Source organism: Paraburkholderia yinzeri (genome assembly GCF_046581065.1).
Lineage (GTDB): Bacteria > Pseudomonadota > Gammaproteobacteria > Burkholderiales > Burkholderiaceae > Paraburkholderia.
Genome location: NZ_JBFOCJ010000003.1, coordinates 505,015 through 526,554 on the forward strand (window position 1 = coordinate 505,015; position 21,540 = coordinate 526,554).

The 21,540-nt window shown below is 60.6% G+C and carries 22 protein-coding genes and 1 pseudogene; 10 read left to right on the plus strand and 13 right to left on the minus strand.

Translation table 11 applies throughout. From position 1 onward, the window contains the following. The 9 genes from tssL to tssH all read right to left on the minus strand — a co-directional run bounded on the left by tssL (position 1) and on the right by tssH (position 10,006). Complete coding sequence (tssL, locus tag WJ542_RS29035) at positions 1-1,368, minus strand: type VI secretion system protein TssL, long form (RefSeq protein ID WP_411193539.1); 1,368 nt, start codon at positions 1,366-1,368, stop codon at positions 1-3. An 85-nt stretch (positions 1,369-1,453) separates the two neighbouring features. Beyond that, positions 1,454-2,800 carry a type VI secretion system baseplate subunit TssK gene (gene tssK, locus WJ542_RS29040; protein ID WP_411193000.1) on the minus strand — a complete coding sequence of 449 codons (1,347 nt, stop codon included), beginning with the start codon at positions 2,798-2,800 and terminating at the stop codon, positions 1,454-1,456. A gap of 23 nt (positions 2,801-2,823) precedes the next feature. Further along, on the minus strand, positions 2,824-3,330 hold the full coding sequence (tssJ, locus tag WJ542_RS29045; RefSeq protein ID WP_411193001.1) for a type VI secretion system lipoprotein TssJ: 507 nt from the start codon (positions 3,328-3,330) through the stop codon (positions 2,824-2,826). 114 nt (positions 3,331-3,444) lie between these two features. Continuing rightward, positions 3,445-3,927 (minus strand): Hcp family type VI secretion system effector, encoded by a 483-nt coding sequence (locus WJ542_RS29050; RefSeq protein ID WP_411193002.1) that lies wholly within the window; start codon positions 3,925-3,927, stop codon positions 3,445-3,447. Between the two features lie 87 nt (positions 3,928-4,014). Further along, positions 4,015-4,467, minus strand: coding sequence for a hypothetical protein (locus WJ542_RS29055; protein WP_411193003.1), 453 nt, complete (start codon positions 4,465-4,467; stop codon positions 4,015-4,017). Between the two features lie 47 nt (positions 4,468-4,514). Further along, positions 4,515-4,877 carry a tlde1 domain-containing protein gene (locus WJ542_RS29060; RefSeq protein ID WP_411193004.1) on the minus strand — a complete coding sequence of 121 codons (363 nt, stop codon included), beginning with the start codon at positions 4,875-4,877 and terminating at the stop codon, positions 4,515-4,517. Between the two features lie 305 nt (positions 4,878-5,182). Continuing rightward, positions 5,183-6,676 (minus strand): type VI secretion system contractile sheath large subunit, encoded by a 1,494-nt coding sequence (gene tssC / locus WJ542_RS29065; protein WP_411193005.1) that lies wholly within the window; start codon positions 6,674-6,676, stop codon positions 5,183-5,185. A 27-nt stretch (positions 6,677-6,703) separates the two neighbouring features. Then, positions 6,704-7,246 (minus strand): type VI secretion system contractile sheath small subunit, encoded by a 543-nt coding sequence (gene tssB / locus WJ542_RS29070; protein WP_411193006.1) that lies wholly within the window; start codon positions 7,244-7,246, stop codon positions 6,704-6,706. Positions 7,247-7,285: 39 nt separating this feature from the next. Then, positions 7,286-10,006 carry a type VI secretion system ATPase TssH gene (gene tssH / locus WJ542_RS29075; RefSeq protein ID WP_411193007.1) on the minus strand — a complete coding sequence of 907 codons (2,721 nt, stop codon included), beginning with the start codon at positions 10,004-10,006 and terminating at the stop codon, positions 7,286-7,288. A 439-nt stretch (positions 10,007-10,445) separates the two neighbouring features. Between tssH and WJ542_RS29080 the strand changes: the two genes are divergently transcribed. From WJ542_RS29080 to WJ542_RS29125, 10 genes and pseudogenes are all read left to right on the plus strand, one after another. Further along, on the plus strand, positions 10,446-11,192 hold the full coding sequence (locus tag WJ542_RS29080) for a TagK domain-containing protein (RefSeq protein WP_411193008.1): 747 nt from the start codon (positions 10,446-10,448) through the stop codon (positions 11,190-11,192). After that, positions 11,189-12,046, plus strand: coding sequence for a type VI secretion system accessory protein TagJ (locus WJ542_RS29085; RefSeq protein ID WP_411193009.1), 858 nt, complete (start codon positions 11,189-11,191; stop codon positions 12,044-12,046). The genes WJ542_RS29080 and WJ542_RS29085 overlap by 4 nt, the downstream gene beginning before the upstream one ends. Then, positions 12,033-12,584, plus strand: coding sequence for a type VI secretion system baseplate subunit TssE (gene tssE / locus WJ542_RS29090; protein WP_411193010.1), 552 nt, complete (start codon positions 12,033-12,035; stop codon positions 12,582-12,584). The genes WJ542_RS29085 and tssE overlap by 14 nt, the downstream gene beginning before the upstream one ends. A gap of 25 nt (positions 12,585-12,609) precedes the next feature. Next, entirely contained in the window at positions 12,610-14,499 is a 1,890-nt protein-coding gene (gene tssF / locus WJ542_RS29095) for a type VI secretion system baseplate subunit TssF (protein WP_411193011.1), read from the plus strand. Further along, positions 14,499-14,876 (plus strand): annotated as a pseudogene (locus WJ542_RS29100) (type VI secretion system baseplate subunit TssG); the annotation flags it as partial. The gene tssF and the pseudogene WJ542_RS29100, both read left to right, overlap by 1 nt. A 182-nt stretch (positions 14,877-15,058) precedes the next feature. Continuing rightward, positions 15,059-16,093 carry a type VI secretion system protein TssA gene (locus WJ542_RS29105; protein ID WP_411193541.1) on the plus strand — a complete coding sequence of 345 codons (1,035 nt, stop codon included), beginning with the start codon at positions 15,059-15,061 and terminating at the stop codon, positions 16,091-16,093. Continuing rightward, the gene (locus tag WJ542_RS29110) at positions 16,038-16,430 is read left to right on the plus strand and encodes a hypothetical protein (protein ID WP_411193012.1); all 393 of its coding nucleotides are present in this window, start codon (positions 16,038-16,040) and stop codon (positions 16,428-16,430) included. The genes WJ542_RS29105 and WJ542_RS29110 overlap by 56 nt, the downstream gene beginning before the upstream one ends. A 289-nt stretch (positions 16,431-16,719) precedes the next feature. Continuing rightward, positions 16,720-17,196, plus strand: a complete 477-nt coding sequence (locus WJ542_RS29115; RefSeq protein ID WP_411193013.1) for a hypothetical protein — start codon at positions 16,720-16,722, stop codon at positions 17,194-17,196. A gap of 77 nt (positions 17,197-17,273) precedes the next feature. Continuing rightward, positions 17,274-17,774, plus strand: a complete 501-nt coding sequence (locus tag WJ542_RS29120; protein WP_411193014.1) for an OmpA family protein — start codon at positions 17,274-17,276, stop codon at positions 17,772-17,774. Between the two features lie 110 nt (positions 17,775-17,884). Next, complete coding sequence (locus WJ542_RS29125; protein WP_411193015.1) at positions 17,885-18,322, plus strand: MarR family winged helix-turn-helix transcriptional regulator; 438 nt, start codon at positions 17,885-17,887, stop codon at positions 18,320-18,322. 34 nt (positions 18,323-18,356) lie between these two features. On the opposite strand, the gene WJ542_RS29130 is transcribed toward WJ542_RS29125, so the two are convergent. From WJ542_RS29130 to WJ542_RS29145, 4 genes are all read right to left on the minus strand, one after another. After that, positions 18,357-19,124: an ABC transporter ATP-binding protein gene (locus WJ542_RS29130; protein WP_411193016.1), complete on the minus strand. Its 768-nt coding sequence runs from the start codon at positions 19,122-19,124 to the stop codon at positions 18,357-18,359. Positions 19,125-19,156: 32 nt separating this feature from the next. Then, positions 19,157-19,870 (minus strand): ABC transporter permease, encoded by a 714-nt coding sequence (locus tag WJ542_RS29135; RefSeq protein ID WP_411193017.1) that lies wholly within the window; start codon positions 19,868-19,870, stop codon positions 19,157-19,159. After that, entirely contained in the window at positions 19,867-20,556 is a 690-nt protein-coding gene (locus WJ542_RS29140; protein ID WP_411193018.1) for an ABC transporter permease, read from the minus strand. The genes WJ542_RS29135 and WJ542_RS29140 overlap by 4 nt, the downstream gene beginning before the upstream one ends. An 80-nt stretch (positions 20,557-20,636) precedes the next feature. Further along, complete coding sequence (locus tag WJ542_RS29145; RefSeq protein ID WP_411193019.1) at positions 20,637-21,395, minus strand: ABC transporter substrate-binding protein; 759 nt, start codon at positions 21,393-21,395, stop codon at positions 20,637-20,639. Positions 21,396-21,540 lie beyond the last annotated feature (145 nt).

A 21,540-nucleotide genomic window follows, 5' to 3' on the forward strand; every position in this document is an offset into this window, starting at 1 on the left:
TTATTCCGCGACCGTGATTTCGACGCGGCGGTTCTGTGCTCGGCCTTGCGGCGTGCTGTTGTCGGCCACCGGATCAGCGTCGCCCTTGCCGACGGCCTCCAGGCGGCTCGCCGGGATCCCTGCGGCCTGCAACATCTGCATGACCTGCGTGGCGCGCTCAAGAGACAGCGTGTCATTGGACGCGAACTGGCGGCTCCTGATCGGCACGTTGTCGGTATAGCCCAGCACCGAAACCTTGCCAGGCACCTTGATGATTTCCGCTGCAATCTTCGAGATGAGCGGTCCCACCGATGCATTGACTGAAACACCACCAGGCGGGAACATCGAATCGCCACGGAACGTCACCGCGCTGTGGTGCACGTCTTCGTCGACACTGACCGTGCCGGCCGCGATTTCGTCCTTGAGCAATGTCTTCAGGTGCAGGACGGGTGGTGCCGGCGGTGGCGTCATATGGCCGATGTCCGCAATCTGCTTCTGCACTTCGGCGCTGCGGCCCAGCAGCGCGTATTTGAAGTAACCAAAGCAGCCGAGCAGGATGATGGAGAGCAGGGCGACCGTGATCCACACCGGAAAGTCGTAGAACGAGGCGCGCTGGCCCTTGACATCTGATTGCCAGTGCGGAGAGAGGGCGGTGGGCACGATGCCGCGTCGCGCCGTGATTTCGTTGTAGATGCGCTGGCGCACGGCCTCGTGCTTGCGGTGACCACCTGGCTCAAAGCGGTAGCGGCCTTCGAAGCCGAGGCTCAGGATGCGGTAGATCACCTCGAGCAGATCGAAGTGCTCCTGTGGATCGGCCATCAGGCGGCCGATGAGGAGATAAACTTTGTCGCCACCCTGCCGGTCCTCGTGGAAAATGGTCGCCAGTCCGCGGATCATCCATTCGACGCCAGCGTCTGGCGAATTCTTGTCCCGGCCGGGAGCAGCATTATCTTTTCCAGATTGATCCTTTCCAGGACGCTCCTTGCCGGGTTGCACGGGGGCTGTGGTGTTACCTGTACCCTCGTCGGGCTGGCTGCTCTTGCTGTTCTTGCCCCACGCGGCCTGCATGGCCGCCTCGTCGATCGCCGTACAGAGGCAGTAGCGTGCGCCGAGCATGTGGTCGCGCCGGATACTCGTCTGCTCGCACAGTTTCTGGAAGGCGCGCACTTCCTGCTCAAGCAGTTCGCGCAACTGCTCTACACGCTCACGGTCGAGTTGTTCGGGCATGTCGGCCAATGCCCGCAGCAGGGGGCGCGCGGCCTCAAGCAGCGGGTTACTGGCGGCCTTGACGGCCGCCAGACGCGTCGTGAGCGCTTCGCCGGGTGGCAATTCCCGGCGGGGCGTTGCCTGCTTTTCCTTGACGTCCGGGATTTGCCCGACCGGATCCATCGTTGCGTGTGACATTACTGCAATTCCTTGTCTGCGTATCCGCTACATGCGCGCTCACCTGCCTGGCGAGCGCCGCCGCGCGTGGTTATCCGCGGATGCCCCACAGTTCAAGCTTCAGGGACGGGAAGTCCCCGGCGATGTGCAGCGCGAGACCACCACGGCGTTCGATGTCTTCCCAGAGTTGCCCGGAGCGCGAGAGTTCGTAGTAGATGTAGCCTGCATTGAACGGGATCTGTCGTGGTGGTACCGGTAGTGCCTGCAGTGCAATGCCCGGCAGGTGAGCACGCACTAGATCAGGCAGGCGCTCCGAAGGGCCAAGCTTGGCCTGGGCGGCGAACTGCTGTTGCAGCGTATCGGGCGGCATGGCGGCGCTGACCGCGAGCACGACTGACGTGAAACCCGGGATCTCCGCCGGATCCACCACGGCATTGCGCATGCCGTAGCCGGCATCCCTGAGTTCGATGCTTTGCGCACTGCGGACGAGCACGGCATTGAGCAACTGGTGTGTGTCATCGACGACGGGTTTCAGGCATAGGTGCGGTGCCGTGTGCTGGTATGCCGGATGCGAATCGAGCGGCCGGCGCGTCGCGGTGCGCACGTAGGTTGACAGCTCGCCCGCCATGCTGAGAAGCAGTGCATAAAGATCGGCGGGCGACGTGGTCGGCACGCGGCGCAGATGCTGCAGAAGCGGCTCGTAGCGATTGAGGGTCTGCAGCAGCAGATAGTCCGAGACCTCGGCTGCGGTGCCGGCCTTGCCGTCTGCCCCAGTCAGGCGCTGTGCTAGCGCCGTGGCGCGTAGACGCGTGAGGTCATGGATCCTGGCAAGCCAGCTCGAGAGCAGACTGCTCGCGCCGTATGCCGACACTGGCGGCACGACCGTGTCATCGAGCTCGATGCTGCCGTCGGCCCGAATGGTCTTCACGCGTGTGAGCGCAAGACCGATCCACGCATCGGTCATTTCCTTCTCGGGCACAAGCCGCAGTCGCAGGTTCGACAGCTGGATCATCTGCGAACCTTGGCCGACTGAGTTGGTGTCGCGCAGATCCGTGTTGAAGACAGCGTTGCGTGCGAGCGAATCCGACGCATTGTCGAAGGTCGTCTCTTCGCCGTTGGGCACACGGATGGGGACGGCGAGGTAGATGAGCTGCTCCAGGTGTTCCGGCCGGATCGTGAGTGGCGCGGGCGGCGGAGTACCGCCCGGCGCATCGAAGGGTGTGCCGTCCGGAAAGATACCTGCCGCGGATTTCACGATCACCTTGCCAAGCGCAAGTGCCTCGTCGTCGAGGCCGTAGTGCGTGAAACCAAAGAAGAACGACGAAAGAGGCGCCGCGCGCTTGTGCGCGAAGTGCTCGAGGTAACGCTCCAACTGCTGAAACAGCTGTGGGCGCATGAACTGCCCTTCATACCAGACGACCTTGTTGTGCCAGCTCATGATTCAAGTCTCAGCCTTACGGTTTACTTCTGCGTGTTGTCGGTAATCCTGATCGCGCTGGCGTCAAGATTGATGGTCAGATTCAGTTTTGGCGAGGAGATGCGGTACCACGCTTTCTCGGGTGTCTCCGGTAACACGTATGCGGTTCGCCAGATCGTGTGCGGCAAATCGCGGTATTCGACCAGCACGCCCAGCGTTGTGGTGGTCGCATCGGCATTTCGCCGGATCGTCTGATACTCGCCTGGGCGCAACAGGAATTCGTCACGCTTGACGAGGTCGTCGGCGAGCACCGTCTTGTCCTTGTCCTGCAGCGAGTAATAGTCTGCAGCCTTGAATGCGTTATCGGTTTTCAGTTCATAGACACGCACCACGATAGGCGCGGCCCGTCCCTGGTCATCAGGGTTGACCGTCGTGGCGGCACTGACCGTCAGGTCCAGCCGCAGCGGCTCATGCGGCTTGGGGTCGTCACTCGCACAGGCGGCGAGCAGCAGCGCGAACGCGCAGGCTGTCACGAAGGGAATCAGGCGCATGCGTCAGGGAACATCGGTATAAGTCCTGAAACGTCCTGCGAGGGCACGTACGTACCGGACGTGCCCTCGCAGGGTGGAACAACAACGGGACTGCACGAAGCAGCCAGGTGAGGCTTATGCCTCCTTGTTGCCCTTGATGTCGTAGCTGGCCGTTACCGCACCGCCGCTACCGCCCTGGGCATTCTGCACGACGTATTCCTGCTTGACCTTGGCGAACGAGAGCCGGACATGTTCACGGATTCCGCTGTCGGTGTTGCTGCCGGCCGGGCTCACGTGCGTAACGAGCACGTCGCTCATGGTGATCTTGAGGTATTCGAGCGGATTGCCGCCCGCCTTGCGCACCGTCAGCACGGCCTGGTCGATGTGCTTGCCGGTCAGGCAGTACTTCATCAGGTTGGGGCTGGCGCGGTCGACCGAATGGTCGAACGCCAGATCTTCCACGGTTGCCTTGCCTGCACCGCCGCCCGAGCCGGCGTGCATGCTCGACTGCTGCGAAACCTGCCAGCTCCAGCTGGCCACTTCGATCTCGTTCTTGTGGGACGCGTCGGGCGACTCACCATCGATACCGTCGATCTTGAGGAAAATATCTTGCGCCATCTAAAACTCCTTGAAAATGGTACTGCCGGGTGTGGAGACCGTTAAGTCTCTGTAAATAACCTGTCTCCGAATTGCTGGCCTGCAGCGTCAAGGTTGGCCGGCAACCGGATTCTGGATGTGATGCAGCGCTTCCAGACACTGAGTGCGAAACGGTACGCGGTCCGAAGGTTTGACGCGTGTCACAGCGGGAATGGTCCGGTCCAGATATTCGCGGACTTCCTGCGCAGAAGGTTCGATGAACGGCACACCACACACAGCCGCCGGGTTGATAACCGGACCATCGTTGAGGGCAGCGAGCACCACCGCCGGATTCTTTGGCAACGCCGTGGCCAACGCGACAGTCAGGCCGGTCGAATCACCGGCGTCAGTTCCCTGTGCCAGGCCGGATGCCAGGCGCACCCATGCGGTGTTCCCAGTGGCGATCCTGTCGAGCACTGTATCGAACATCCCTCTCCGGTCGAGCGCTTGCACGGTCGCTTTTGCTCCGCGTGTATGGATCTCCTGATCCAGTTGCGAAGGTGTCAACGTTGCAGCGAACACGGGTACGCCAAGAAAGAGAAGCACGAGCGCGTATGGACGTCTTCGTATCATCGAACCACAAGCTCACGATCGGTACTGCGATTGATCTGGTCGCGCACAGTGCGCGGCAAGCTGATGCAGCCGTTGGACGCCGTATGCGTCAGGTTATCGCCATGGATCAGGAACGCGCTGCGCCCAAACATATTCGTACCCGCCTGCGGTGTCAGGTCCATCGATACCGGGCCAGTGTGGGGCGAGTGGCGCGCATTACCGATGCTATAGCGCCCACGCGGGATGGGGCCGACATTGGGTGTCTGTCCCATTGCGCCGTTGTTGCGACCGAGTCCAGCACCGGAATAGGTATTGCTGGCTATCGGATGTCCCTGCGGGTCAGTCAGGGAGCCTGTCGACTGGATATATGTCCACGGCATTGCTTGTTCCTCTTTAAGTCTGGAAAAGTAGAAACCAACCTGCTTACGCTTACTGCTACCGATGGAACCGAAGGTGCCTTTCGCGAGTCGCCCTCGATACACACAGGCTTCAGATACGGACTACCCGCATTGCACATTCATGACGAGTGCACCCTTGACGTCCACGGCGCCCGGGGCGATCAGCGGCGCGGCAATGAGGATGACAGGGGACAGACTGATCAAGGACGTTTTCATGCGTGGACTCCTTGTGAAGGAATGCGGTCCAAGCCATCGACCCCGATATGCCGATGGCCCATCTGTGCCTGTTATGCGGCTTCCTTGATCGACGGCAGCTTGGCGACCAGACGCAGCGAAACCGTCAAACCTTCAAGCTGGAAGTGAGGACGCAGGAAGAACTTTGCCTGGTAGTACCCAGGGTTGCCTTCCACGTCCTCGACAACCACTTCAGCCGCGGCCAGCGGTCGACGGGCCTTGGTTTCCTGCGACGAGTTGGCTGGATCGGCATCGACGTAGTTCATGATCCATTCGTTGAGCCAGCGCTGCATGTCCTCGCGCTCACGGAACGTGCCGATCTTGTCGCGTACGATGCACTTCAGGTAGTGCGCAAAGCGCGAGCAGGCGAACAGATACGGCAGGCGTGCCGAGAGGTTCGCGTTGGCCGTTGCGTCAGCATCGGTGTACTCAGCCGGTTTCTGCATCGACTGGGCGCCGATGAATGTCGCATGGTCCGTGTTCTTGCGGTGGATGAGCGGAATGAAACCGTTCTTCGACAACTCTGCCTCGCGGCGGTCCGAGATAGCGATTTCGGTCGGGCATTTCATGTCGATTCCGCCGTCGTCCGTCGGGAACGTGTGGCACGGCAGGCTTTCGACCGTGCCGCCCGACTCGACGCCGCGGATCAGCGAGCACCAGCCGTAAAGCTTGAACGAACGATTGATGTTCACGCCCATCGCGTAGGCCGCGTTCGCCCACGCGTAACGGCGATGATCCGAACCGTTCGTCTCCTCCTCAAAGTCAAATTCGTCGACAGGATTCGTTTTCGCGCCATACGGCAGGCGGGCCAGGAAGCGCGGCATTGCAAGACCGACATAGCGGGCATCGTCAGTGTTGCGCAGCGAATTCCAGGGAGCGTATTCGAGATTCTGCGTGAAGATCTTCGTGAGGTCGCGCGGATTGGCGAGTTCCTGCCACGATTCCATCTGAAGAACCGATGGCGACGCGCCCGAGATGAAGGGTGCGTGCGCGGCGGCCGAGATCTTCGCGATCGAACCCAACAGGTCGACATCGGGCGGGGTGTGGTCGAAATAGTAGTCTGCGACGAGGCAGCCGTACGGCTCGCCGCCGAGCTGACCGTATTCCTCTTCGTAGATTTGCTTGAAGAGCGGGCTCTGGTCCCATGCTAGGCCCTTGTAGCGCTTCATTGTGCGGCGCAGCTCGTCCTTCGAGATATCCATGAAGCGGATCTTGAGGCGCTCGTCCGTCTCCGTGTTCGAGACGAGGTGATGCAGGCCGCGCCATGCCGATTCGAGCTTCTGGTAATCGTCGTGGTGCAGGATGAGGTTGGTCTGTTCGGAGAGCTTATGATCGATCTGCGCGATGATCGCGGTAATGCTCTTGTAGGCGTCGTCGCTGATGGTGGCCGATTGCAGCAGCGCCTGTTCGGCGAGCGTCTGGACCGCAAGTTCGACGGCTTCGCGGGCCCGGTCAGTCTTCGGGCGGAATTCCTGATTGAGCAGCTGGCTAAAATCCGACTGGGTCTCGACGGCGGCGCTTGCGGCCTGTGCTTGCTGTTTTGTCATGGCTTGTCTCTTGGGATATCCTGTCGATCAGTTCGCGCTGCCAGTTTCCGTGGCTTGCGCTGCATCGTCTGTCGCCTGCGGCTTCGGTGCGGAAGCGAGCGACTTGAGGAGTCCCGGGTCCTGGAGCAGTTGGTTCACGAGCGATTCCGCTCCCGACTTGCCGTCCATGTACGTCTGCAGGTTCGCGAGTTGCGTGCGTGCGTCGAGCAGTTTGCGCAGCGGCTCAACCTTGCGTGCGATAGCCGCAGGCGAGAAGTCCTCGATGCTCTCGAAAGTCATGTCGACCATGATCTGGCCTTCGCCCGTGAGCGTGTTCGGTACGGCGAATGCGACACGCGGCCGGATGGCCTTCATCCTTTCATCGAAATTGTCAATATCAATGTCGAGAAAGCGGCGGTCTGCCACAGCAGGCAGCGATTCGACCGGCTTGCCGGAGAGGTCGGCAAGCACGCCCATCACGAACGGCAACTCGACCTTCTTTTCGGAACCGTAGACTTCGACGTCGTACTCGATCTGCACGCGCGGCGCGCGGTTGCGTGCAATGAACTTCTGCGAACTGCTAGCGGACATGGGGAAACTCCCGTGAGCGGAGGTAAAAGGTCGGCAGCATCAGAGGGCCTGCCCGACAGGGAAAGATTCTTCGGTTTCTGCGTTGAGGTCATCGGTCCGGCTGGCCGACTCCGCCGATGGAAAGCGGAACAGCAGCGCGGTGGCCGGCGGCGCATCACGATCGCCCAGGGCGATATCAATGCTTGAAAGGGGCTGCTTCGACGAGAACGCATCGAGCCACAGGGTCGAAAGACGGGGCAGGATGTGCTGCTCGATGAAGCCGATCAGCACGCGGGCGCCCGTCTCCTGCACGAGGCGTCGTCCGGCGATGTAATCGACGACCGCCTCGTCATAGGTAAGCACGATCTGGTGCGTTTCAGCCATGCGTTTCACGACGCGATCCAGATGCAGGCGCACGATGCGGGCGAGCGACATGCTGGCGAGCGGGCGGTACGGCACGACAGCGACGCGACCGAGGAATGCAGCCGGGAAGACCTTGAGCAACTCGGGCGTGAGCGCATCGCGCAGGGCCTCTGCTGCGGGCGCGAGCGACGGGTCGGCGCACAGGCTCGCGGTCAGTTCAGCCCCCACGTTACTGGTCAGCAGGATCGTCGTGTTGCGGAAGTCGATGTACCGGCCATCACCGTCCTCCATGTAGCCCTTGTCGAATACCTGGAAGAACAATTCGTGGACGTCACGGTGCGCCTTCTCAATCTCGTCAAGGAGTACCACCGAGTAGGGGCGACGGCGCACGGCTTCCGTCAGCACACCGCCTTCACCATAACCGACGTAGCCCGGCGGCGCGCCCTTGAGGCCAGAGACTGTGTGAGCCTCCTGGTACTCGCTCATGTTGATGGCGATCAAGTTCTGCTCGCCACCATAGAGTGCTTCGGCGATCGCAAGCGCCGTTTCGGTTTTGCCGATGCCGGAAGGTCCTGTGAGCAGGAATACGCCGAGCGGCTTTTTCGGGTCCGTGAGACCGGCACGGGCTGTCTGCACGCGCTCACCAATCTGGTGAAGTGCGTCGGTCTGGCCGATCACACGTGCCTCGAGTGTCGCGGGCAACGTGCGAACTGCTGCGATTTCGTTCGTCACCATGCGGCCCACCGGAATACCGGTCCAGTCCGACACGATCTCGGCGACGATGGTTTCATCAACTTCCGGGAACACGTAGGGTGTTTCACCCTGCAGTTCCGAGAACTGCGCATCAAGATCGCGCAGTGAACCAACCGCTTCCCGGTCGCCTGACATGGCCGCCTCGCGCGCACCCGCAAGCGCCTTCAAGGCGTCGAGCTGGGTACGCCATCGTCCTTCGATGGTTGTCATGTCACAGGTCAGGGTTTCGATGCGCTCGCTGACCGAAGCGATGGCGCGATCCGCATCGAGACCAATGCGTGCTTCCTGCTGCAGCAGGTCGCGCTCGACGATTGCCGCACGCAGGCGCTCGGACAGGCTTTGCATTTCGCGCGGTGGCGAGTGCTGCGAGAGCGCCACACGTGCGCAGGCCGTATCGAGCAAACTGATTGCCTTGTCCGGCAACTGCCGCGAGGGAATGTAGCGATGTGAAAGGGTTACCGCGGCGCGGATGGCTTCATCGAGCACCGTGACACCATGATGCTTCGCGAACATTTGCGCGAGACCCCGCACCATGTCAATGGCGGCCAGTTCCTCAGGCTCGAGAACCTGCAATACCTGAAAGCGACGGGTGAGCGCCGGATCCTTCTCGATGTGTCGCTTGTACTCGGTCCACGTCGTCGCTCCGATGGTACGGATCGTGCCGCGTGCAAGCGCCGGCTTGAGCAGGTTGGCCGCATCGCCAGTACCGGCGTGCCCGCCCGCGCCGATCAGCGTATGGACTTCGTCGACGAAGAGAATGACCGGGACGGGCGACTTTGCGGCCGCTTCGAGCACGCTCTTCAGGCGCGCCTCGAACTCACCCTTCATACTTGCACCGGCAAGGAGCGCACCGACGTCGAGGCTCAGTAGTCGCACACAGGCAAGCTTGGGCGGCACTTCACCATTGGCGATCGCCAGCGCAAGCCCCTCAACGACGGCTGTCTTGCCGACACCGGCTTCACCCGTAAGTAGCGGGTTGTTCTGCCGTCGGCGCAGCAGCACGTCAATCATCGTGCGGATTTCGAGCTCGCGCCCGACGACGGGATCGATCTCACCGGCGCTTGCACGGGCAGTCAAGTCCGTGCAGTACTGCTCGAACATGGAGCCTTTCGATGTACCAGGCAGCGCCTGGGACGCCTCGCCAGGAAGGGCGGGGGTGTAGTCGCTGTTGTCGTGCGGAGCTTCACTCGCTTCTGGCGACCCGTCAATCCATGCGGGTAGCGCTTCGGTCAAACCGTCTACGGGAATTTTCGCAAAGGCAGACGAGATGGAAAGGAGAACGCGCCGTAGTTCAGGTGTTGTCACCAGGGCCACCAGCAGCCACGCGCTGCGGATGCGCTGGTCGTTCATGCTCAGTGTTGCAATAACCCAGGCCCGCTCGATGGCGATATCGATGTGGTGCGAGAAGTCGATGACAGAACTTGCATTAGAGGGCAGCGTCACCAATGCATGCGCGATGTCGCAATCCACTATCGTGCGCTCGATGCCGCAGTGTCGCAACGCGCGATACAGGTCGGAATCGGGCTGTTGCAGGATCTGGTGCAACCAATGCACCAGTTCGACGTACGGATTGCCTCTAAGCTTGCAATACGCTGTCGCGGATTCAGCATTCCTAAACAGTGTGATACCCATCTTTCCAAACAGTGCCTGACGGGAAATCGTCATGATTTTTTCCAGGATTGTCTTTGATTTCATTCTTGTTGCGCTTCGCCACCCTTGGAAATCGCATATTGCGGTATGCACCGTGTGCTTTTACCGCAATTGCCTGGTGCCTCCTTCTTCCCCGGGTAAATACGACGAAGAATAGCCCCTTCTGGACATCTGGGACTATTTCCACGTCGAACTTTAATTCTTTATGTCCGCGCTCGTCAACGATATAAATTCAGGATGTTTGCTCTAAATTTCAATCTCGAATATCTCAAAAATAATTTTTCGATATTTAGTGCTTCGACTACAGAAAATTGGCAATCTCAGTCAATAACGGGATTCTTAATTTTCTCAACATTAATGCGAAAATTTGCCCCATATCAGAATTTTTTCGATATTCAACAATTATTTAACAATATGCGATTCGAATAAAAAGATATGCTTTCATGAGACCACAGTGGACGAACGTGCGATTACTATGTTTAAAATGCGCATCTTCGATGTATATTCCAGCCACTGTCTCATGAACATCCTCCGGTTGCTTCATCGTCGTGAATTGCCTGTGACGCGCGCCGAGCCGCGCACACTTTCTTTTGAGAATACCGCCGGGCAAAAGCATGCGGAAATGCCGGAAATGAACGACGGCGCGTTGTTGATGTTTGATACGCATCAGACTCACGCGGATTTGCACGGGAGTAAGGCGATCTTTGGTCTCATCGGATCACGCCCGGTGATGGAGCCGCGCGCTGTGTCCCGGACATCGACACGCGTAGATGGTGATGATCTGATCGCCAGCTTGCATAGGCAGTACTGCCAGGCACTGGACAATCCACTCGGACCAGGGGTCGAGGCTGACTGGGAATCCACGACCGGATCTGAACGGTACGCCCGTGGAGATTCGGGTCTGCCTGATGATCCGCGTCGCCCCAATGCCGGCCTGGATTCAATCGAAGCACTGCTCTCTGGCGCACAACTGCTGGACCATGCATTTGGCCCGCTGAAAGAGAGCGATATCGGAAACCTGCCGGAGTCGGAATCCGTGCCGGAGATCCTGCGCCTTTTTGCGCCACCGGAATACCTGGCTTCGGCCTGGCGTTCGATGGCGACCCTGCCGCCTGCACTCGCCCGGCGCGACCATCATTCACCCGGTATTGACAGCCCGCTGCCAATGCCCCAAGTGAGCTCGACCGTGGATACACCATGATGATTTCGCTGCATGCAAGCATGGATGACGTGCAGGGCATGATACGCAGTCAGCCCGCCGTTGCGGACCACCGCTGGATGCTGTTCCAGCTGCTTTGCGTAATGGAACAATGGGAGCGGGCGATCCAGCAACTCCAGATCTTTGCGCAGTTGAGTCCCGGGCAGGCCCAGGTGGCGCAGGCATACCGGGACCTGATCCGCGCCGAGCGTTGGCGTGCGAAAGTCATGGGTGGACTCGCGCAGCCCGGCTTCGTCATCGATCCGCCATCGTGGGCGCAAGGCCTCGTCGAGGCACTGCGCCTGGGTGCAGCGGGAGAACCAGACGCTGCCGATGACATGCGTGAAGCCGCGCTGGATCAGGCTCCCCTGACGAGCGGTCTTGGTGCAGCCCATCCGTTTGAGTGGATCGCGGACAGCGACTCGCGTCTTGGGCCCGTCTGCGAGGTCATTACGGCAGGCCGCTATCGCTGGCTGCCTTTCTCCGACATCTCGGCCTGGGAACTCGGCCGGCCGACGGCACTGGTGGATCTCGTCTGGGCGCCGTGCTCGATCGCGCTCGTCGACGGTTCGACGGTCCGTGGCTTTATGCCTGCCCGTTTTCCCGCTATCGCGGATACAACCCACGATGACGCCACGCAGGATGCGCTGCGCCTCGGCAATACGACGATCTGGGCAGCGGCCGGTCGTACAGGCGTGATTGCCCAGGGCCGCAAAACCTGGGCGACGAGCGTTGGCGATATCGGCCTGTTCGAACTCGATGTCTGTACGTTTGCCCAGGATGCCGATCCCAGACCGGCCGACGGCATCGCTGAGGTTGCGCTATCCGGCGAGGGGGGCGCTCATGGAGGAGCGTAAGCGCAAGACCGGGGCCGCAAACACGACCACGGCTCCGCGGCGACCGAATGCCTGGTTGATGCCAACGCTGCTGGACAGGTTGCGCGATGATGCGCCACACCGGCAGCATGAGGCGCCAGGCGAATACGCAGTCACCCGCTCGCAGATGCGAGACATCGTCCAGCGCGATCTCGCCTATCTGCTCAATACGACCAACATCGAAGAGCAGATCGATCGCGCCCGCTACCCGGAAGCGGCGGCCTCGACGGTGAACTTCGGTGTGCCGGCGCTGGCCGGCAAATTCATGGCAACCCGCCAGTGGGCGGACATTGAAAGCATCATCAAACAGGCGATCACCGATTTCGAGCCGCGCCTGGTTCCAGACAGCCTCAGCGTATCGCCGTTGGCGGACAAGAAGGGTGAAGTTCAGTACAACGCATTGGCGTTTGAGGTGCGCGGCCTGATCAGCATGGATCCTTATCCCCTGGAATTCATGGTGCAGAGCTCACTCGATCTGGAGACCAGTCAGCTCAGCGTCAGCGGCGCTCACGCCGTCTGAATCATAACGAATACGGGGTAGGGAAATGGAGCCAAGACTGCTCGACGAATACAACCGGGAACTGATCTACATGCGCGAGCTCGCTGGCGAGTTCGGGCGGCAGCACCCCAAGATTGCAGCGCGTCTGGGCATGCAGGTGGGCGAAGTCGCAGACCCTTCCGTCGAACGCCTGATCGAGTCGTTCTGCTTCATGGCGGCCCGTACCCAGATCAAGATCGATGCGGAGTTTCCGAAGTTCACTGAACGGCTTCTCGAAGTCATCTACCCGAATTACGTGGCGCCGACGCCATCCATGTCGGTGGCACGCATCTATCCGAGTCCGAAGGAAGAGAACCTGAACAGGGGGTTTCATTTGCCTCGCGGCACCATCTTCAAGGCACGCAAACCCGTGGGCGAGAAGACGGCGTGCCAGTTCCGCAGTGGACTGGATGTTACGTTGTATCCGCTGGGTATCTCCGAAGCAAAACTCACCGCGATTCCGCCCGACGTGATCGGACTTGACCGTTATGTTTCGCCTGACTGCCAGGTTCGGGGTGCCTTGCGCATCCGGTTCCGCACCACGAATGGCTCGCCGATCTCGGATCTTCAAGGCCTTGACCGCCTGCCGATCTATCTTGCCGGCGATGAGCAGGTGGCTTCTCATCTGTTCGAACTGGTGCATGCCACCAACGTTGCGCTGGTCATCGGCGAGCCGGGACAGTTCGGTACGGCGGGCGAGTCCTTGTCGGTTGTGAAGTCGAACCCGGTTGACTTTGAGGGCATCGGTATTGGCCAGGGACTTCTGCCACTCACCTGGTCAAAGTTTCACGGGCACAATCTGCTACATGAGTACTTCGCGTGCCCGAGCAGGTTTTATTTTTTTGCGCTGACCGGGCTCGCACAAGGATTCAGCCGCATCGCCGGTAGCGAAGTCGAAGTGATCGTGCTGCTGGACCAGCCCACCAGTCAGCTGACACATCTGGTTGATGCGTCGCGCTTCGCACTTTTTTGCACCCCGGTCGTGAACCTGTTCGAAAAGCGGACCGACCAGATCGAAATCCCGCGGGGCGAAGCTGAGATCAGGCTTGCGCCGTCGAAGCTGGAACCGCTTGACTACGAAATCTTTGCCATCCGGAAGCTATGCGGCCAGAAGACATCCAGTTCGGCTGAACTGGAATTCAGGCCGCTGTACCAGACGCTGAACAACGATGAAGGCAACTACGGCCGATACTTTTCGGGGCGCCGCGAGCGGCGCCTGGCGTCGGACAACAGCCGGCGGTATGGCACACGCACGCCCTATATTGGCACCGAAATGTTCGTCTCCCTGGTCGACCAGACGGAGGCGCCCTATAGTGGCGAAATCCGCTATCTGTCGGCGGACGCATGGGTGACCAATCGCGATCTCCCGCTGCTCGTTCCGCGCAACGGTGTGGACGACCTCGACGGAAACGACGAGGATTCGATCCTGTCGATCGGCCTGATCCGTCCTCCAAGTCCGCCGAGACCTCCCTATGCTGAGCGCGAGATGGCCTGGCGCCTGATCCGGCAGTTGAACTTCAACTATCTGCCGTTCAGCGACATGGATCACCGCGAAGGTGGCCAGGGCCTGCGCGATCTGCTCAGGCTTTTCCTCGCGAGTGACGATACCGAGCGTCAGCGCCAGGTCGAAGGCCTGATCGGGGTGAAAACGCGTCCCATCAACGCCATGTTGCCGGGTAACGGCCCGCTCGTCTTCGGGCGCGGTATCGAGTGTGTCTTCACCGTGGACGAGACCGGATTCTCAGGCGTGAGCCCCTATCTGCTTGGCCTGATCCTCGAGCACTACATGGCGCGGCATGTGTCGATCAACTCGTTCACGCGCACCGAGTTGCACTCAATGCAACGCGGCCGGGTCGCGCGCTGGCCCGTGCGCATGGGTACGCGCGGAGTGGCTTGATGCAGCGTACTCCGTTCAAGGCGCTGATCCAGGACATCGCCCTGTCCCAGCCGTTGCTCGACCACCTGCAGGCCGAGCCGTGGCGATATGGATTTCTCGCCCTGATGCGCCGTATCGGGGCCAGTCCAGCCATCGACCCGATCGGGACGGCCCGGCTGTCTCAGGCTGAACCTTACCGGGTGGGGCAGCAGGCGAGTCTTGTTTTCGCGCCGCGCGAGATCGCGAGCGTCAGCGTTGAACAAGAGCGCCTGAAGGTTCTCCTGGTCAGGCTCAGCATGCTCGGACCCAACGGCCCGCTGCCCATCCACATAACCGAGATTGCGCGTGAACGCAAGGAGCACCGGCGAGACCCGACGCTGTCCCACTACTTCGGCGTGCTGGTCCGGATGGCTCGGGCAGTCTCCTTCGCCTGAGCCTGTCACAGGCATGACTTTCGAGCCGGAGCGCTATGTGCCCCAGCTTCAACGCGACGCCGAAGCCCGTGCGGCCCGGCAGAAAAAGACTGAACCATGAGCAAGAGCGGAAAAAAAACCGGCCTGAAGCCGGGAGTCGAGGCGCCATGCACGATTGGATGGCGCCCATCTCGGGCGAGTCGCCGTGCGGCAGTGATCTCGAATACGATCCGGAGTTCGTCGTGTTGAGCGCAAGCGTCGCCGCAAAGGCCGCAGCTCAATATGGCGACTTCGTCGGTACGCCGGAGCCAGTGAACTGGAGCGATGTGGACAGGGACTGCCGCCGCCTGATGATGCGCAGCAAGGACGTGCGCCTGGCCGTGCTCTTTATCCGCGGCCGCACACGGCTCGCGGCCGCCACAGGCTTCGCGGAGGGACTGGGTCTGTTGGCCGGATGGCTGGCTGCATTCCCCGATCTGGTTCACCCGCAACTGGGTGTGGACGAAGATCGCGCGGTCGCGCTCGAAATCCGCATGAACGCGCTGCAATCGCTGGCCGATACCGACGGGCTGATCTCCGATCTGCGGGAAATCGCGCTAACGCGGTCGACGGCGACGCGCCTGCAGTTGCGCGACGTCGAGCGGGCATTCGCGCATCCCCGTCCGAGTGATACGCTGACACCGGAATCTGTGACAAGGCAGCTTGAAGAGTTGCGCATGCAGCGTCCCGAAGTCCTCTCTGGGTTCGACGATGCGTTAGACAGTTTGACGGCGATCGAAGACTGGTGCCACGAGCACCTGAGTGTCTACGCACCGGATCTCACCGCGCTCAAGCGGCTTCTTCGTCACATCGCGGTGCCGGCCAGCAGTCGCCCGGTGCAAGACGCCTCGGACGAAGAAAGGGACGAGCAGGAAGTGATCCACGAATCTGCGGAATTGGTTGAGCCGCCGACCACTTCTGATGAAAGTGAGGCAAGTACGTTATCCGAACCAGTACCTCCCCGCGCAGCCGGCAAGGCTTCCGATCGTCACTCAGCGCTTAACCTGATCCGTGAGGCACGACAGTGGTTCGAACTTCACGAGCCCAGCAGCCCGATTCCGGTATTGCTGAAGCGCGCCGAACAGTTTGTCGGTAAGCGATACGCCGATGTTGTTACCGCAATTCCTGCTGAACTACTGGCGCAGTGGGAGCGAGAGGATTAAACGTTATATTGGCGTTCCTCCAAACTATATCCAGTTTGAGCCGTCAAGCGAACTGCTGTGCTGCGAGGCCCTTGGGGCGATTGCCCGATTTGCCCACGGGTCTCATCTGGACTGGTTGCCGGGCGTGTTTCAGATCGATGTCGAAGATCCTCGGGATATCGCCGCCATGACCAGGGTTGCTACGCCGACTATTGGGAGGCACGGCGCCACGCGATCTCGGATGGAAGGCAATCAAACGTCTGCATCTCGTGATGCGATCGGTTTCAATCTCGAAGGAGTCGTCCATCGAACGCCGGCCACCGCGATTGTCGAGCGATCGGATCGATCGCAGCTTTGACGCAGTTGACGGTCACTACCGCATGCTTCCCATACTCATCCGCGTTCGGGCCTCGGGTGCAATCGAAGCATGGGGCAAAGCACGCTGCGCCGACGGCCAACCCGGCGCAGAGCTGGAGTCCGCACTTGCCGATCCGCAAAACGATCCATTCTCTTTTCTGACGGAAACCAGGCTTCTCGTCCTCACTCACACCCAACGAGACTGGCGGAAAAAAACGGGGAGTTTCTGGGGGGAATCGTTGTGTCCAGTGTGCCAAACATGGCGCTCTGGCTGCGCAAGGGTGCGCTGTATGAACCATACGGAATCGCTTCAGCAACTGCTCAAGATGACGGATGTGGCCTCCGACATGCCACTTGACGCGTCGACCACTGGCGCGCGGGCATTGTGTATTGTGCCGGGACTCTCGATGAGACACGGACCCGAGGGGATTGGCTTGCTCATGCTGTTCGAACATACCGCACTGCCGTCAGGCTCCGCAAACGAACGGTGGCTAACCTTCGTAGCGTCAAAAGCTTACAGGCCAGACGAGGAGTACTGGAGCGCACTGGTGCTGCGCGTGCGTGTCGAAAACGAACGCAGGTCCCTCCGTTATGCCATCGCAAAGTACTGGACGGACTCGGAGGGTTACGCGCCAGACGACGTGGTGGATGACTTTGGCTTCCCCGAATTCTGGAATCGCATGTTGAGCTACACGTTCAAGGTCTTGTCTCCCGACAGAGCAGGCACAGGTCAGGCTCGATACTGCCTACAGCAGCGCGCCGCGTAATTTCAGTGGTTCGGGCAAGCACGTAGATCGTCGAATCATATCTCAGTAGTACAGTTTTATATATAAAGGAAACCTGAATGAAAAATATATTCACCGTCGCCACCTGCGCCAGCCTGATCACGCTGCTCACAGCCTGCTCGAATCTCAATCGCGGCCATGAAGAGGCCCTTAACCAGGCGAGCGGCATCGAAGTAATTCAAGGTAAGGATGGCGTGCAACTGCGTCTACCCGAGAAGGTGCTGTTCGACTTCGACCAGTCCACGTTGCGCGCGGATGCCACCACTGCGCTCAATCGCGCAGTGGTGCTGCTCAAGCGTAGCGACAAGCCCGTGATCGTCGAAGGACATACGGACAATGTCGGCACGCACGAGTACAACATGCAATTGTCCGAAGCGCGCGCGAAAACCGTCGCCGATGCACTCGAAGAACGCGGCATCCCCCCCTCGCGGATCACGACGAAAGGTTTCGCATATGACCACCCGGTAGCAGACAACGATACGCCCGAAGGCCAGGCGAGGAACCGGCGCACGGAGATCGTGATCGTCGGCGAGTCGGAGGCACGCATCATGGGCAGGTAAGGGGATCTACCGGCCTGACGCCCACCCAGTTGGCAGCTCCGGAGCATCTTGACAAATTCTGACTCTGCAGTTATTTTGAATTCGACAACGTCTCTCCGGAGCCCATCGCGATGGACCACTACACGCCGAAGAATTTCATGCTCACCGAAAGCGTGGGGTTTGCGCTCACGAAGGCGCGTAATCTGATCACATCGGAGATGGATGCGGCGCTGAAGGGTCTCGACATTACGAGCCCGCAAATGGGCATTCTGCTGTCGATCAGCAGGGGTGTCGCCACGACGCCCTACGCCCTCTCGAAACTCCTCAGCGTCGATACGGGCCTGATGACGCGCCTGCTCGACAAGCTGGAAGACAAGGGGCTCGTCGAGCGCTCGCGCTGCGTGGAAGATCGCCGGGTGGTGAACCTCGCGTTGACCGCGGAGGGCCAGGCCGCTGCCGCGCAGATTCCGGACATCGCACCCAAGGTGCTCAACGCACGACTGCGCAAATTCACCAAAGCTGAATTCGACGAACTGCGCAGGCTGCTGAGCAAGTTTATTGGCGAATGAACTCAGCGATGGCGAGGTAGCACGCGCGGCGCGCCTACTTCAACCGCCCCGCCAAAAACTGCTGCAATCGCTCGCTGCGGGGCGCATTCAGCACCTCGCGGGGATCGCCTTGCTCTTCGATCTTTCCCTGGTGCAGAAAGACGACGTGATTCGAGACATTGCGTGCGAACCCCATTTCGTGCGTGACGACAATCATCGTGCGGCCTTCTTCCGCCAGCGCCTGCATCACTCTCAACACCTCGCCGACCAGTTCAGGGTCCAGCGCCGAGGTCGGTTCGTCGAACAGCATCATTTCGGGCTCCATCGCCAGCGCGCGGGCAATCGCCACACGCTGCTGCTGACCGCCGGACAGGTGCGACGGATACTTGTGCTCGACGCCAGTCGACAGACCCACCTTGGTCAGGTACTTGCGGGCGCGGGCCTCGGCTTCGTCGCGGCTCAGGCCCAGCACGCTCACGGGCGCTTCGATGATGTTCTCCAGCACATTCATGTGTGCCCACAGGTTGAAATGCTGAAAGACCATCGAGAGGCGCGTGCGCATCGCCCGCAGTTGCTTCGGGTCGCTCACGCGCAGAGACCCGCTGCGGTCGGGGCTCGTGCGGATTTCTTCGCCGTTCACCGCGATACGGCCCGAGCAGGGCGATTCGAGGAAGTTGATGCAACGCAGGAACGTGCTCTTGCCCGAGCCGCTCGACCCGATCAGGCTGATCACGTCGCCGGCTTTCGCCTTGAGCGATACGCCCTTCAATACCTCGTTCTCGCCGAACTTCTTGTGCAGGTCGTCGACAATCAGCTTGTACATGCTCAATACACTCCATCAGGACTAACAGCGCGTCAGTGCCCTTGCGGTTTCAGGTAGGCCAGCATGCGGGTTTCCATGCGGCGGAATGCCCAGATCAGGGCGAAGACGATCGACGCGTACAGCACGGCCGCGATGCCGTAAGCCTGAAACGTCATGTAGGTGGCGGAGTTCGCATCGCGCGCCACTTTGAGGATATCGGGCACGGTTGCGGTGAAGGCGAGCGTGGTGGCGTGCAGCATCAGAATCACTTCGTTGCTGTACGCGGGCAGGGCGCGCCGCAGGGCAGAGGGCAGGATGATGCGCGTATAGAGCTTGAATTTCGGCATGCCATAGGCGAGGGCCGCCTCGATCTCGCCGTATGAGGTTTCGCGGATCGCGCCGGCAAAGATCTCGGTGGCGTAGGCGCACTCGTTCAGCGTGAACGCGAGCAGCGTGCAATTCATGGCACTGCGAAAGAATTCGCCGAGCAGCTCGTGAGTATGGACGTAGTGCAGGCTGTAGAGGCCGGTATAGCAGAGCAGCAACTGAACGTAGAGCGGCGTGCCGCGAAACACATAGGTATAGAGCCAGACGGGCCGCGAAATCCAGGGATTGCGCGACGCGCGCGCGATGGCGAGCGGCACGGCGAGCGCAAAGCCGAGCACGATCGAAACCACCAGCAGCCAGAGCGTGATGACAAGGCCGCTGTAATTGAAACCGTCGCTGTACAGATAGTTGGGCCAGTATTGCCGAAGCAGTTCGATCACAGCGCAGCCCTCCGCACGCCGGTCGAGTAGCGCTTTTCGAGGCGATGCAATGCCAGGTTGGAAACGGTGGTGATCGCCAGGTAGATCGCACCGGTGACGAGCGTGAAGAAGAAGAACGCCTGCGTGGCCTTACCGGCGTCCTGCGCGGCCTTCACCACGTCGGCGAGACCGATGATCGAGACGAGCGCCGTGGCTTTCACGAGCACCTGCCAGTTATTGCCGATGCCGGGCAGCGCGTAGCGCATCATCTGCGGGAACAGGATGCGCGTGAAGACGCGCCGCGAGCTCATGCCGTAGGCAAAGCCGGCCTCGATCTGCCCGCGCGGCACGGAGAGGAATGCCCCGCGAAAGGTCTCCGTGAAATACGCGCCATAGATGAAGCCGAGCGTGATGACGCCGGCCACGAATGGGTCGATGTCGATCTGGTCCATGCCGAGCATGTCGGTCAGGTCGTTCAGCCAGATCTGGATGCTATAGAACAGCAGCAGCATCAGCACGAGGTCGGGTACCGCGCGAATCAGCGTCGTGTAGAGCGTGCCGATGCGCGAGACCACGCGGTTGGGCGAGAGCTTCGCCGCAGCGCCGGCGAGACCCAGCAGGAATGCCGCGGCAAGCGAAAGCACCGCGAGCTTGATGGTTTCCCACGTGCCCGCGAGGAGCAGCGGGCCGAAGCCTTGAAAAAGCATGGATGGATCCTCGATTACAGGGCAGGCGCCGCGCGGCCGCGCAGCACCGACTCCTTTGATGCGGATGCAAACGGCAAGGCTCAGCCGCCGTAGACGTCGAAGTCGAAGTACTTCGACTCGATCTTCTTGTACGTGCCGTCCTTGATCATGTCGGCAATCGTTTTGTCGATTTTGGCCTTCAGATCGGCATCGTCCTTGCGCAAGCCGATGGCCGCCGCGCCGGTCGGGATTTCCGGTCCGGCGAACGCGAAGTCGGCGCCGCGCGGCGTCTTGAGGAAGCCGAGGTCGGCCTGGATTTCGTCTTGCAGCGCGGCGTCGAGGCGTCCCGACTGCAGATCCAGATAGACCTGGTCCTGGTTCTGGTACGGCACGACGTTGACACCCTTAGGCGCCCAGTTCTCCTTGGCATAAGTCTCCTGGATCGAGCCTTGCTCGACGCCCACTGTCTTGCCCTTGAGCGACGCGACGGTCGGCTGCAGCACCGAACCCTTCTTCGCGACGAGACGCGTAGGCGTGTTGAACAGTTTCGCGGAGAAGGCGATCTGCTCTTCGCGCTGCGGGGTGATCGTCAGCGCGGAGAGCACACCGTCGAACTTCTTCGCCTTGAGGCCGGGGATCATGCCGTCGAAGTCCTGCTCGACCCACACGCACTTCGCATTCATGCGCCGGCAAATCTCGTTGCCGAGGTCGATGTCGAAGCCGACGAGCTTGCCGTCGGCCGCCTTCGATTCGAACGGCGCGTAGCTCGCGTCGGTGCCGAAACGGATGGTGGACCAGTCTTTCGCATAAGCACCACCGGCAGCGAGGGCAAGGGCGACGCACAAGGCAAGTTTCTTCATGAAGTCTCCGGGAAGGATTGTCGACACAGCATCAAGTTGTCTATACAAATTAACGGTACTCTCGATGGCCAACAATCGGTGTTATTACCGAGACAAGCGTTCGCGCCACAATCGAAAGGCCAAGTAATGGAAGCGCCAGAAAGAC